The 13,321-nt window shown below is 68.8% G+C and carries 11 protein-coding genes and 1 other RNA gene; 6 read left to right on the top strand and 6 right to left on the bottom strand.

The genetic code is table 11. The features are described 5' to 3' along the window. The first annotated feature begins 14 nt into the window (after positions 1-14). The 5 genes from ftsX to ACFY1L_RS48490 all read left to right on the top strand — a co-directional run bounded on the left by ftsX (position 15) and on the right by ACFY1L_RS48490 (position 4,394). A complete protein-coding gene (ftsX, locus tag ACFY1L_RS48510) occupies positions 15-932 on the top strand; it encodes a permease-like cell division protein FtsX (protein WP_388840795.1) in 918 nt (305 codons plus the stop codon). Positions 933-999: 67 nt separating this feature from the next. Beyond that, positions 1,000-2,181: a S41 family peptidase gene (locus ACFY1L_RS48505; RefSeq protein WP_388840794.1), complete on the top strand. Its 1,182-nt coding sequence runs from the start codon at positions 1,000-1,002 to the stop codon at positions 2,179-2,181. Positions 2,182-2,261: 80 nt separating this feature from the next. Then, positions 2,262-2,804, top strand: coding sequence for an SsrA-binding protein SmpB (gene smpB, locus ACFY1L_RS48500; protein WP_030943448.1), 543 nt, complete (start codon positions 2,262-2,264; stop codon positions 2,802-2,804). A gap of 110 nt (positions 2,805-2,914) precedes the next feature. After that, positions 2,915-3,309, top strand: a transfer-messenger RNA (tmRNA) gene (gene ssrA / locus ACFY1L_RS48495). A 101-nt stretch (positions 3,310-3,410) separates the two neighbouring features. After that, a complete protein-coding gene (locus ACFY1L_RS48490) occupies positions 3,411-4,394 on the top strand; it encodes an alpha/beta hydrolase family esterase (RefSeq protein WP_388840791.1) in 984 nt (327 codons plus the stop codon). On the opposite strand, the gene ACFY1L_RS48485 is transcribed toward ACFY1L_RS48490, so the two are convergent. From ACFY1L_RS48485 to ACFY1L_RS48460, 6 genes are all read right to left on the bottom strand, one after another. Then, the gene (locus ACFY1L_RS48485) at positions 4,384-5,394 is read right to left on the bottom strand and encodes a LacI family DNA-binding transcriptional regulator (RefSeq protein WP_388840788.1); all 1,011 of its coding nucleotides are present in this window, start codon (positions 5,392-5,394) and stop codon (positions 4,384-4,386) included. The genes ACFY1L_RS48490 and ACFY1L_RS48485 overlap by 11 nt on opposite strands. Next, complete coding sequence (gene yicI, locus ACFY1L_RS48480; RefSeq protein WP_388840785.1) at positions 5,394-7,646, bottom strand: alpha-xylosidase; 2,253 nt, start codon at positions 7,644-7,646, stop codon at positions 5,394-5,396. Before yicI ends, ACFY1L_RS48485 begins: the two co-directional genes overlap by 1 nt. An 11-nt stretch (positions 7,647-7,657) precedes the next feature. Beyond that, positions 7,658-8,482, bottom strand: coding sequence for a carbohydrate ABC transporter permease (locus tag ACFY1L_RS48475; protein WP_388840782.1), 825 nt, complete (start codon positions 8,480-8,482; stop codon positions 7,658-7,660). Continuing rightward, a complete protein-coding gene (locus tag ACFY1L_RS48470; protein ID WP_388840779.1) occupies positions 8,479-9,447 on the bottom strand; it encodes a carbohydrate ABC transporter permease in 969 nt (322 codons plus the stop codon). Before ACFY1L_RS48470 ends, ACFY1L_RS48475 begins: the two co-directional genes overlap by 4 nt. Further along, positions 9,444-10,739, bottom strand: a complete 1,296-nt coding sequence (locus tag ACFY1L_RS48465) for an ABC transporter substrate-binding protein (RefSeq protein WP_388840776.1) — start codon at positions 10,737-10,739, stop codon at positions 9,444-9,446. Before ACFY1L_RS48465 ends, ACFY1L_RS48470 begins: the two co-directional genes overlap by 4 nt. Positions 10,740-10,874: 135 nt before the next feature. After that, positions 10,875-12,176: an MFS transporter gene (locus ACFY1L_RS48460; protein ID WP_388840773.1), complete on the bottom strand. Its 1,302-nt coding sequence runs from the start codon at positions 12,174-12,176 to the stop codon at positions 10,875-10,877. A 116-nt stretch (positions 12,177-12,292) separates the two neighbouring features. Here ACFY1L_RS48460 and ACFY1L_RS48455 point away from each other — a divergent pair, with 116 nt between their 5' ends. Then, complete coding sequence (locus ACFY1L_RS48455) at positions 12,293-13,264, top strand: LysR family transcriptional regulator (protein ID WP_388840770.1); 972 nt, start codon at positions 12,293-12,295, stop codon at positions 13,262-13,264. Positions 13,265-13,321 lie beyond the last annotated feature (57 nt).

Raw genomic sequence — 13,321 nt, 5'->3', positions numbered from 1 at the left:
CTCAACCAGTCGCCATGCGCGCACAGTTCGTACTCTCCGAGATCGGTGTCGGTCTCCGCCGCAACCTGACGATGACCTTCGCGGTCATCGTCTCCGTCGCCCTGTCGCTCGCCCTGTTCGGTGGGTCGCTCCTCATGAGTGACCAGGTCACCACCATGAAGGGCTACTGGTACGACAAGGTCAACGTCTCGATCTTCCTCTGCAACAAGAGCGACGCCGAGTCGGACCCCAACTGCGCCAAGGGCGCGGTCACCGAGGACCAGAAGAAGGACATCCTCGGCGATCTGAAGAAGATGACGGTCGTCCAGACGATCACCTACGAGTCCCAGGACGCGGCGTACAAGCACTACAAGGAGCAGTTCGGCGACTCCCCGCTGGCCAGCTCCCTCACGCCGGACCAGATGCAGGAGTCGTACCGGATCAAGCTGAAGGACCCGCAGAAGTACCAGGTCATCGCGACCGCCTTCGACGGGCGTGACGGCGTGCAGTCCGTGCAGGACCAGAAGGGGATCCTGGACAACCTCTTCGGACTGCTCAACGGCATGAACTGGGCCGCGCGGGCCGTGATGGCGCTCATGCTCGTCGTCGCGCTGATGCTGATCGTCAACACCGTGCGCGTCTCGGCGTTCAGCCGGCGCCGTGAGACCGGGATCATGCGGCTGGTCGGCGCCTCCGGGTTCTACATCCAGGCGCCGTTCATCGCGGAGGCCGCGGTCGCCGGACTCATCGGCGGGACGGTCGCCTGCGGGTTCCTGGTGGTCGCGCGGTACTTCATCATCGACCACGGTCTGGCCCTGTCGCAGAAGCTGAACCTGATCAACTTCATCGGCTGGGACGCGGTGCTGACCAAGCTGCCGCTCATCCTCGCGACGAGTCTGCTGATGCCCGCGCTGGCCGCGTTCTTCGCGCTGCGCAAGTACCTGAAGGTGTGACGCATGCCAAGAGGGCCGTACGGTCAACCGGCCGTACGGCCCTTCGCGTTGTCCTAGACTCACCGGCATGTCAGGTCGTGACCTGTTCTGCCAGCCCCGTCGCATCCGCCGCGGGGCCGCCCTGACATTGGTCTTCGCGAGCGTGCTCGTCGCCGCCGCGGCGACCGGCTCCTTTCCCGAGATGGACCGGAAATCCGTGTCCGGAGCCGCCCGTTCGGCCGTCCCCGCCGGTCATCACGAGGACGTCGCCAGGGCGGCCGAGGAGGCCATGGCGAACGGCAAGTCCCCCATGGAGGCCGCCGAGCGCGCCGTCAGCCGCAGCGGGGACCGCTGGGGCGCCGTTTACTCCGAGGGTGAGTACCAGGAGTTCGAGGAGGCCCTCGACGGCCAGTACACCGGCGTCGGCCTGTGGGCCCGGCGGGAGCGGGACGGCCGTATCGAGGTGACCAGGGTGCAGTCCGGGTCGCCCGCCGCGACCGCCGGGATCCGCAAGGGCGACCGGCTGCGTAGCATCGACGGCCGGAAGGTCGACGGGCAGCCCGTCACCGAGGTCGTGTCCTTACTGCGCGGCGACGCCACCGACGCGGCCGCCGGTACGGAGGTCGAGCTCGGCCTGCAGCGCGGCACGCGCGCGTGGACCGAGACCCTGCGCCGGGCCCGTCTGTCCACCGATTCGGTCACCGTTCGAAAACTCGCCGACGGTGTCACCGTCATCAGGATCGCCGCGTTCACCAAGGGCTCCGGCGACGTCGTCCGCACCGCCGTGCGGCAGGCCCCGGTCGGCACCGGAGTCATCCTCGACCTGCGCGGCAACTCCGGCGGCCTGGTCACCGAGGCCGTCACCGCCGCCTCCGCCTTCCTCGACGGCGGCCTCGTCGCCACGTACGACGTCGACGGCGCACAGCGCGCCCTGCACGCCGACTCCGGCGGCGACACCACCAGACCCCTGGTCGCGCTCGTCGACGGCGGGACGATGAGCGCGGCCGAGCTTCTCACCGGCGCCCTGCAGGACCGCGGCCGCGCGGTCGTCGTGGGCTCCCGCACCTTCGGCAAGGGCTCGGTCCAGATGCCGAGCCGGCTGCCCGGCGGCTCCGTCGCCGAACTGACCGTCGGGCACTACCGCACCCCCTCCGGCCGCAGCGTCGACGGCCGGGGCATCACGCCCGACCTGGACGTCGAGCAGGCCGACCAGCAGTCCACCGTCACCCGCGCCGAGACGATCCTCAGCGGGCTCGGCGACGCCGACTAGAGGCCGACCGGACCTCGATTTAAGGGCTGGCCCCGACACCCCTGCGTAGTGCGAAAATGGACGGCACTATGAGCAAGGGAATGTACGTACCGAAGGAGTCCCAGCCCAAGCAGGGCGGGGCGGCCGCGAAGGCCAGGGACGGCGAGAAGGGCGGCAAGCGCAAGATCGTCGCCCAGAACAAGAAGGCCCGGCACGACTACGCGATCGTCGACACCTACGAGGCCGGGCTCGTGCTGACCGGCACCGAGGTCAAGTCGCTGCGCGAAGGACGGACCTCGCTGACCGACGGCTTCGTCCAGATCGACCGGGGTGAGGCGTGGCTGCACAACGCCCACATCCCGGAGTATCACCAGGGCAGCTGGACCAACCACTCCGCGCGCCGCAAGCGCAAGCTGCTGCTGCACCGCGAGGAGATCGACAAGCTGGAGTCGAAGGCGCAGGAGACGGGTCACACGATCGTGCCCCTCGCCCTGTACTTCAGGGACGGCCGGGCGAAGGCCGAGATCGCGCTCGCGCGAGGCAAGAAGGAGTACGACAAGCGCCAGACCCTGCGCGAGAAGCAGGACCGGCGGGAGTCGGACCGGGCGATCGCGGCGGCGAAGCGGAAGCAGCGGGGCGCGTAGCCGGTCCGCCGCCGGGAATACGGTGGCATCGGTGTGCGTTGGTCACGTACGATGGCACTGCACCTCACAGCAGGTGTGCGCCCTCTTCGGAGGGATTGAAAAAACAACATGGGGATGATCGGTTTCGACAGCGGCTGTCGAAGCAGGGGAAGCGTGTCGAGGAAGCGGCAATGATCTCGTAAACCATATGTCGCAAAAAATAATCGCCAATTCCAAGAGCGATTCTCCCGAGCTTTTCGCTCTCGCTGCCTGATCAGGTAGTGATCGAATAGCTCCTTAATGGGAGTGTCAGCCCGGGGCTGTTCCCGACCCGGATCCTGGCATCAGCTAGGGGACTAAACCTTGATCCCGGTCACGGGGTGAAGAGGGAAACCAAACAGTGACTGGGCCCGTCGGCGACTTGTTCGCGTGATCGCCGGGGCCGAGAAAATCTCAGCGAACTGCACACGGAGAAGCCCTGATTCCGCACCGTTGGACGCGGGTTCGATTCCCGCCATCTCCACTCATCCCATGTCGAAGAGCCTCTGACCTACCCAGGTCAGGGGCTCTTTTTGTGGGGCCGGGCCACATATCCGGGGATCGTTCACGCTTCTACGGTCCCTCCCCATGACCCAGACCAGAGCCGCACGTCACATCACCGTCCTCGCGACCCTGCTGGTCGCCCTGCTCGCCGCCCTCCTCACCCCCGGCCGGGCGGCCGCCGCCTCCCTCCAGGAGGTCACCGGCTTCGGGTCCAATCCCGGAGCCCTGCGCATGTTCCGGTACGTCCCCGACGGGCTGCCCTCCGGCCGTCCCGTCGTCGTCGCGCTGCACGGATGTACGCAGGACGCCGCCGGATACGGCAACGGCAGCGGGTGGATCCAGCTCGCCGACCGGTGGGGGTTCTCCGTGGTGCTGCCGCAGCAGACCACCGCCAACAACGCCTCGTCCTGCTTCGACTGGTTCCAGAGCGGTGACATCGAGCGCGGACAGGGCGAGGCCGCCAGCGTCGCGCAGATGGTGGACCGGCAGCTCGCCGACGTCGGCGGGGACGCCTCGCGGGTGTACGTCACCGGGCTGTCCGCCGGCGGTGGCATGACCGCCGTGATGATGGCGGACTACCCGGAGAAGTTCGCCGCGGGCGGTGTCGTCGCCGGGCTGCCGTACGGGTGCGCGCAGGCCGCCGGGTCGCCGTGGGTGTGCATGTACGTCGGTGCCACACAGACGGCCAAGCAGTGGGGCGACCGGGTGCGGGCCGCGCGGCCCGGGTACGGCGGGCCCTGGCCGACCCTCACCGTCTTCCAGGGCAGCGCCGACTACACCGTGAAGCCCGTCAACATGACCGATCTGATGAAGCAGTGGACCGATGTGCACGGCGCCGACCAGACGGCGGACGTGAGCGACACCGTCGCCGGGTATCCGCACCAGGTCTTCAAGGACGCGAGTGGGAACGCCGTGGTCGAGACGTACAGCGTCACCGGCATGGGGCACGGGCAGCCCGTCGACCCCGGCAGCGGGAGCGAGCAGTGCGGGAGCGCCGGGGCCTACCTCCTCGACGTGAACCTGTGTGCCGCGTACCGGCTCGGGACCGCGTGGGGGCTCAGCCGATAGTCCGCGGTGCCGTACTGCCCCGCTCCGTCAGATGTGGCGGCAGCAGCGTCGCCTCGGGGACGGTGCTGCCGCCGAGCTTCCGCATCAGCAGCTCCACCGCCTGCTCGCCCACCTCGGCGGACGGCAGGGCGACGGAGGTGACCGGGACGCGTACGGACTCGGCGAGTTCGTCGGGGCAGATGGCGGTGACGGAGAGGTCGCCGGGGACGCGCAGGCCGAGTTGCTCGAAGGCGTCGACGAGGGGTTCGAGGACAGGTTCGTTGTGGACGACCACTCCCGTCAACGCCGGTTGCTCGCGCAGGAGTTGCTCGGCGACCAGCCGGGCGGCCGCGGGTGAGGCCTCGCAGGGGTGCACGGAGGAGGACAGCCCGCCGCGGTCGGCGGCGGCCGTGAATCCCTGGACGACCCGCTGGGCGAACGCGGTCTGCCGTACATATACCTCCGGCGGCGAGCCGACCAGCGCCACCGCCCGGTGCCCGAGCCGCGCCAGATGCTCCACGCATGCCTCGCCGGCCGCCTTGAAGTCGAGGTCGATGCAGGTCAGGCCTTCGGAGTCGGCCGGGAACCCGATCATCACCGACGGCCGCTCCAGCGAGCGCAGCAACGGCAGCCGGGGATCGTGGAGTTGGACGTCCATCACGATCAGCGCGTCGACCAGGGCCGTGTCCGCCACGCGCCTGAGGCCCTCCTCGCCCTCCTCCTGTGTCAGCAGCAGCACGTCGTGGTCGTGCTTGCGGGCCGTCGTCACCACGGACACCGCGAACTGCATCACCACCGGGACATGGATGCCCGCTCGTAACGGGATCACCAGCGCCAGGACGTTCGATCTGCTGCTGGCCAGGGCGCGGGCGCCCGCGTGCGGCCGGTAGCCCAGCTCGCGGGCGGCCGCCTCCACCCGCTGCCGGGTCTCCTCGGAGATCGGGCGCTTGCCGCTGAGCGCGTAGGAGACGGTGCTGGGCGAGACGCCGGCGTGCCGGGCCACATCGGTGATCTTCACCATCAGCTCAGCTCCAGCGAGAGAAAGCCCGTCCCGGCCTCGGCCCGCGCGGTTCTCTCGCCCGCCGCCAGGCTCCACGGCGCCGACGGATCACTGCACGAGGCCCGCAGCGTGTCCCCTTCCCGTACGACGGTGAAGGTCAAGTCGCCTATCGGTACGGTCACTCGGGCGCCCCGCTCCAGGCCGTACGTCCGCAGCGTCACGCCGTCGGCGTGGTCGTAGTCGGGCCGGTCCGCCACTGCTCCCACCGGGATCACGGACCCGGGTCTGACCAGCAGCGGGACGCTCAGGAAGCCGTGGCGCTCGCGCACCCAGCGCGGTCCGGTCACCGTCCGCCCGCTGAGGAAGTGGGTCCAGGTGCCCTCGGGGACGTAGTACGAGACGTCCCCGTCGTCGCTGAACACCGGCGCCACCAGCAGGTCCGGGCCGAGCATGTACTGCCGCTCCAGATGCGCGCACCCGGGGTCGTCCGGGAACTCCAGCACCATCGCCCGCATCATCGGCACACCCTCGGCGTGGGCGGTGCGCGCGGCCTCGTAGAGGTAGGGCATGAGGCCGAGCTTCAGCCGGGTGAACTGCCGCAGCACGTCCACGGATTCCTCGTCGAACAGCCAGGGGACGCGGTACGAGGAGCTGCCGTGCAGGCGGCTGTGCGAGGACAGCAGGCCGAAGGCCAGCCACCGCTTGAACAGGGCGGGGGTCGGGGTGCCCTCGAAGCCGCCGATGTCGTGGCTCCAGTAGCCGAAGCCGGACAGGCCGAGGGAGAGGCCGCCGCGCAGGGACTCGGCCATCGACTCGTACGTCGCCTCGCAGTCGCCGCCCCAGTGCACCGGGAACCGCTGGCTTCCCGCGGTCGCCGAGCGTGCGAAGAGGACGGCCTCGCCCTCGCCGCGGTGCTTGCGCAGCACGTCGAAGACGGTGCGGTTGTAGAGGTACGTGTAGTAGTTGTGCATCCGCTCCGGGTCGGAGCCGTCGGACCAGGTGACGTCCACCGGCACTCGCTCGCCGAAGTCGGTCTTGAAGCAGTCGACGCCCTGCGCGAGCAGAGCCTCCAGCTTGGCGGCGTACCAGTCGCGGGCGGCCGGGCTGGTGAAGTCGACCAGCGCCATGCCCGGCTGCCACATGTCCCACTGCCAGACGCTGCCGTCCGGCCGCTTCAGCAGGTGGCCGAGCGCCTTGCCCTCCGCGAACAGCGGGGAGCGCTGGGCGATGTACGGGTTGATCCACACACAGACGCGCAGGCCGCGGTCGTGCAGCCGAGCCAGCATGCCCTCCGGGTCGGGGAACACCCGTGGGTCCCACTGGAAGTCGCACCAGTTGAACTCGCGCATCCAGAAGCAGTCGAAGTGGAAGACGGACAGCGGGAGTTCGCGCTCGCGCATGCCCTCGATGAAGGACGTCACCGTCTCCTCGTCGTACGACGTCGTGAAGGACGTCGACAGCCACAGGCCGAAGGACCAGGCGGGCGGCAGCGCCGGGCGGCCGGTGAGGGCCGTGTACTTGCGGAGGATCTCCTTGGGGGAGGGGCCGTAGATGACGTAGTACGTCAGCTCCTGTGTCTCGGCGCTGAACTGGACGCGTGAGACCGCTTCCGAGCCGACCTCGAAGGAGACCTTGCCGGGGTGGTCGACGAAGACGCCGTAGCCCGCGTCCGTCAGATAGAACGGGACGTTCTTGTAGGCCTGTTCGGTCGCGGTGCCGCCGTCGGCGTTCCAGATGTCGACGACCTGGCCGTTCTTGACGAGGGGGCCGAAGCGTTCGCCGAGGCCGTAGACGGAGGTGCCCACGCCGAGGTTCAGCTGTTCCCGCAGGTAGTGGGCCCGCGTGGCGTTGTCCCGCATGATGCCCATGCCCTTGGGGCCGCTGGAGGTGAGCGTGCGGCCGTGGGCGAGGAAGTCGACCTGCCAGGTGCCGGTACGGGCCACCCGGACCGACAGCGCGCCGGAGGTCAGGGTCGCGTGCTCCTCGTCGTACTCCGTGTGAGCCGCGAACTCCTCCTGGTGTACGTCGAATTCGGGGCCGCGCGGCTGCTCTCCCTCGAAGTGGGTGAAGGTGACGCCGATGACGTCGGGCATCGGGGTGTGCGCGCTGATCGTCACGACCGGTCCCTTCAGCAGGTCGCCGCGGTGGCGGATGGGCTGCGTCGGCGCATGGATCTCCAGCGAGCCGTCCGCCGCAGTGACGTCGAGGACCTCGACGGGGTGGGCCGCGGTGACGCCCTCGCGCAGCAGCCAGTAACCATCGGTGAACTTCACGTGGGGGGTCCTTACTTCACAGCACCCACGGCGATGCCGCGGGTGAGGGTCCGTTGGAAGACGAGGAAGAACACGATCGCGGGGAGCACGCCGAGCAGGGCCGCCGCGTTGGTCATCGTGGCGTCCATCAGGCGCTGGCCCTGGAGGACGCCGAGGGCCACCGACACCGTCTGGTTGTCGTTGGAGATCAGCATGACCAGGGGGAGCAGGAACTCGTTCCAGGTCCAGATGAAGAAGAAGACGAGCAGGACGCCGATCGTAGGGCGGCTCACCGGGACGACGATCCGCCACAGGACCTGCCACTTGTTCGCGCCGTCGATCCGGGCCGCCTCGATGATCTCGCGGGGGAACTGGCCCAGGACGGACGAGAGCAGATACGTGCCGAAGGCCGCCTGGATCACCGTGAAGACGATGATCACGCTCAACCTCGTGTCGTACAGGCCGACTTGCTTGCTCAGGTAGTAGATCGGGTAGACCAGCGCCTCCTGCGGAAGCACGTTCGCGAGGACGAAGAAGGCGAGCACCCAGGTGCGGCCCTTGATCCTTCCGATGCCGATCGCGTACGCGTTGAGGACGGAGAGGATTGCGGCGAGCACCGCCACCGAGCCGCTGATCAGGACCGAGTTGAAGAGCTTCTGGCCGTAGTGCACCCGCTGCCAGAAGTCCTTCAGGCCGTCCAGATAGAGGCCATCGGGGAGGCTGAGCGGGCCGTTCTGGGAGTACTCCGACGGCGACTTGATCGCGTTGACCGCGACGATCAGGAACGGGACGACCATGAAGAGCGCCGCGATGCACAGGGCGATCAGCACCGGGTAGCGGCGCAGGGCGGTGGTCATGCGCGGGCCCCTTCCTCGGCGTCCTCGGCGCGGGTCTGGAGTTTCAGGAGGATCAGGGAGAGGGTCAGGATGATCACGGTGAGGACCGTGGAGATCGCGGCGCCGTAGCCGACCTGGGTCTTCTCGAAGAACGTGGAGAAGGAGAAGTAGGAGGGGACGTCCGTCGCACCACCCGGACCGCCCTTGGTCAGCACGTACACCGCGCCGAAGACCTTGAGCGCGGCGATCGTGCACCAGGTCAGGACGACGTAGGTCTCCGGGCGGATCTGCGGCAGCGTGATGTGCCAGAAGCGGCGCCACCAGCCGGCGCCGTCCAGTTCGGCCGCCTCGTACAGCTGCGGGTCGACGCGTTGCAGGCCCGCCATGAAGACGACCAGCGGGAAGCCGATCTGGACCCAGACCATGACACCCATGACGCTGTACAGCGCGATGTCCGGGTCGCCCAGCCAGTCCTGCTGCCAGGATCCCAACCCGACTGCTTTCAACAGCTCGTTGAGGGAGCCGTTGTCAGGGGCGAGGATCCAGCTCCAGACGATGCCCGCGACCGCGATCGGCAGGACCTGCGGGAGGTAGAAGCAGGCGCGGAGCACCGCCGCCCACCTCGACCCGAAGTGCTTGCCGATGTAGTCGAACAGGGCGGCGGCCAGGACGAGACCGATCATCGTCGGTACGGCGGCCATGGCGACGACCATGAACAGGCTGTGCCGGAAGGACGCCCAGAACTCCGAATCGTCCATCAGCTCGCGGTAGTTGGCGAGGCCGGTCCACTCGGGGCTGCCGATGCCCTGCCACTCGGTGAAGCTCACGCCCGTGTTCACCAGGAACGGGACGACGATGATCGCCGTGAAGGCGAGGACGCCGGGGAGCAGGAAGAGGGCGTACGAGTCGCGGGTACGGGGGCGGCGGGCGCCGGTGTGCTGGTGCTTGCCGGCGGCCCGCGCGCCCCGTTCGACGGTGACCGTCATTGCTTCGGCACGCCCTTGTCGTACGCCTGCTGGAGGGCGCTGAGGTAGGCGTCCGGTTTCTCGTTGCCCGTCATCAGCTTCTGGGTCTCGGAGACGAGGACGTCGTAGAAGCCGTTGACCGGCCAGTCCGGGTAGAAGGCCAGGCCGTCACGGCCGCTGAGGGTGTTGAAGTTGGAGATGAGCTGCTTGGACTTCGGGTCGGTGATGGCGCTCGGGTCGGCGGCGACCGGGATGCCGCCCTTGTTGCCGAGCAGGTTCTGGATCTTCTTCGACATGGTGATGTCGATGAAGTCGTAGGCGAGGTCCTTGTTCTTGGCGTTCTTGGGGACCACCCAGAGGTTGCCGCCGGAGCCGAGCGTGAGGTCGGATCCGGGCCACAGGGCGGAGTCCCAGTCGAACTTGGCCTCCGACTGGAAGCGGCCGTACCACCAGCTGCCGGAGAACAGGATCGGTGCCTTGCCCTGGATGAAGGAGACGCCCGCGTCCTCGGCCTTGGTGCTGGTGGACTTCTTGCTGATGTAGCCCTTCTTCACCCAGTCCGCGAAGGTGTCCGCCGCGTATGTCCAGGCCGCGTCGTGGAAGTCCGTCCTGCCCTTGTACAGCTCGTACTTGTCGACCCACGAGCGGTCGGCCTTGGAGAGGGCGAGCTGGTAGAGGTACTGCTGGGCCATGTACTCGGCACCGGCGTTGGCGAGCGGGGTGATGCCCTTGGCGGTGAACTTGCCCATGGCGGCGGTCAGTTCGTCGAACGTCTTCGGTTCGGTGATCCCGTACTTCTTGAAGAGGTCCTTGTTGTAGTAGGCCATCGTGTACTCGGCGTAGTTGGTCACGCCGTACCACTTGCCGGAGCCCATGACGCCGTCGGTGTCGTACGTGCTGGTCGTGCGCACGCCCGCGCTGAGCTTCTTGTCCCAGCCGCGTTTGGTGGCCTCGGCGGTCAGATCGGTGAGCAGGCCCTGTTTGGCGAGCGTGCCCGCGGTGGCGTTGCCCTTGTTGTACTCCATGAGGTCGGGCACGTCCGAGGAGTTCAGGATCATGGGCGCCGTCTTCTGGATCTGTTCGAAGCCCTTCTCCTCGAACTTCACCTTCACGCCCGGATGCTTCGCTTCGAACTCCTTGATCGCCGCGTTCCAGGCCACGCCCATCGCGCTGTCGGAGCCCTCGTAGTGCCAGAGCTTCAGCGTCTTGGCATCGGCGGTCCCGCTGCCCGAGCCGCCACAGGCGGTCAGGAGCAGCGATCCGCCGAGAATCGCAGCCGTGACCGCAATCACACGCCTTCGTGCCGTCAACATCCAGTGCCTCCGGGGGAGTCGGATGGGTATCTGGGCGTCACACAGCGTTACTCCGTAGATCGATTCATCGAATCGATTCGATGCATGACGTCGAAGCGCTTCGACGGGCGAAGGTAGGTGGCGGCTGTGAGCGCGTCAATGCATCGGACGCGAATTGCTGTGCGGAACTGTCGGAATCCGGTGCGCGAGCGCGATCATCAGAGCCACTGCCGCAGCCGTCACCGGCGCCCCGAAGCCGGCCACCGGGGAGAGGTGGTCCACCATCCAGCCGCCGGTCGCGGAGCCGCAGGCGATGCCGCCGAGCAGCCCGGTCACGGCGAGGGTCATGCCCTCGTTCAGGCGGCCCTCGGGGGTGCGCTGCTGCACCAGCGTCATGGTGGTGACCATCGTCGGGGCGGTCGCCATCCCGGCGATCAGCAGCGCGCCGGCCAGCGGCAGGAGGGAGCCGGTGAGGGAGGCCGCGAGCAGGGGCAGGGTCATCAGGGTCGTCATCGCCGCGAGGCACCACGGCAGCCGGGCGGCAGCGGGACCGCTCGGCCGCAGCGCCCCGTACAGCAGACCCGCCACGCACGAACCCGCCGCCTGCAGCGCGAGGACGACGCCCGCCGCCGAGCGGTGGCCCTGCGCGTCCGCGAACGCGATCGTGACGACCTCCATGGAGCCGAAGACGGCGCCCATGGCCAGGCAGGTGGTGAGCAGTGGCGGCATGCCGGGTGCGCGGAAGGGGGGTTTGGCGCGGGCGTGCTTCTGCACCGGCGGTTCGGTCGAGCGCTGCGCGGCGAACAGCAGCACACCCGTGAGCAGCAGGACCGCCCCGACCAGCGTGCCCGCCTCCGGGAAGAACGCCGCGCACAGGAAGGCCGCGAGCACCGGGCCCAGCATGAAGCACAGCTCGTCCGCCGCCTGCTCGAAGGAGTTCGCGGTGTGCAGCGCGACCTCGTCGCCCTTCAGCAGATGCGCCCAGCGGGCCCGGGACATGCCGCCGGTGTTGGGGGTCGTCGCGGTGGCGGCGTACGAGGCGAAGAGGGTCCAGGCCGGGGCGTCGAAGTGCACGCACAGCAGCAGCGCGAGGGAGCCGAGGGCGGCGATCACCGTGGCCGGTACGGCGATCCGGGCCTGGCCGTGGCGGTCGACGAGCCGCGCGGTCCACGGGGCGACCACCGCGCTCGCCGCGAGCCCGGTCGCGGTGACGGCGCCGGCGAGGGCGTACGAGCCGTACGCGCCGGCGATCATCACGACCGCGCTCACGCTGAACATGCCCATCGGAAGGCGGGCCGGCAGGTTCCCGGCGGTGAAGGCACGGGCGCCGGGGGTGGCGAAGAGGCGGCGGTAGGGGCCGGGTGGGCGGTGGCGGAAGCGGGGGGTGAAGTCGACGGCGACCAGGGAGTCTCCGGTGACGGTGTACAGGGGCGTCCTGGGTGGGGTCGGTTGCGGCATGGGCAACACCGTCGCCCGGGACCGATCAAGGGGTCCAACACCTTCTCCGTGCCGATTGACGCACCTGTGTTGTGAATTCGCGCGCCCATGGATGCACACCGCTGTAGGTTCGCCGGATGTCCGCGCCCCGTCACCTCGACCCCCGCCTCCTGCGCGCCTTCGTCACCGTCGCCGAGGAACTGCACTTCACACGCGCCGCCGCCCGGCTCTACATCGCCCAGCAGGCGCTCAGCCGGGACGTACGGCGGCTGGAGCGGGAGTTGGGCGCCGAGCTGTTCCTGCGCAGCACCCGGCAGGTGACGCTGACGGCCGACGGCGAGCGGCTGCTGCCGTATGCGCGCCGTGCGCTCCAGGCGCAGGACGAGCTGCTCGCCGCGTTCGGGCGGGCCAGGCCGCTGCTGGTCGACCTCAACTTCCCGGAGCACGTCACCGCGCGCCTCGTGCTGGACCGGGCCCGTGAACTCGCCCCCGAGCAGGAGCTGATGGCCCGCTACGAGAGCGGTCTGACGGGTGCGGCGGGCGAGCTGGCGGCGGGGCGGCTCGACGCGTCGTTCGGGCGGTTCGCGGGGCTCGACCCCGCACTGCGGACGCAGCTGGAGCACCAGCCCGTGCGCTACGAGCCGATGGCGATCGTGCTGCCCGAGGACCACCGGCTGGCCTCGCTGGAAGCGGTGCCGCTCGCCGCGCTGGCGGGGGACGTGGTGTACGCGGGGGCCGGGAATCCGCGTACGCCGGAGTGGACCGATCTGGCGCGCCGTCTGTTCGACGGACGAGGCATCGCGATCGCGCCGCCGGCTCCGCTGGCCGTCGGGGACGAGGAGTTCCAGCGGATCATGGCCAAGATGCGGAACCCGATCCTCGCCGTGGTGGATTTTCCGGCCATGCCCGGGACGGTGCTGAGGCCCTTGATCGATCCGGTTCCTTTGTCACCCGTGTCTCTGGTGTGGCGAAAGGGGCTGGTGCATCCCGGATTCGATGCGCTTCGACGCGCGGCGGCCGAAATCGCCGTCGAGGAGGGGTGGCTGGCATGGCCCTCCGAGGGATGGATTCCGGCCATTGACGCGGACATGATTTGTACCCACAACTGACACGTGGCCAACACGGGACCTCCGTGTGCGCTACATTCGTGGCTCGAGCACGGTGTG

The organism is Streptomyces sp. NPDC001663 (assembly GCF_042893105.1).
Taxonomy (GTDB): Bacteria; Actinomycetota; Actinomycetes; order Streptomycetales; family Streptomycetaceae; genus Streptomyces.
This window is presented reverse-complemented; position numbering and strand designations above follow the sequence as displayed.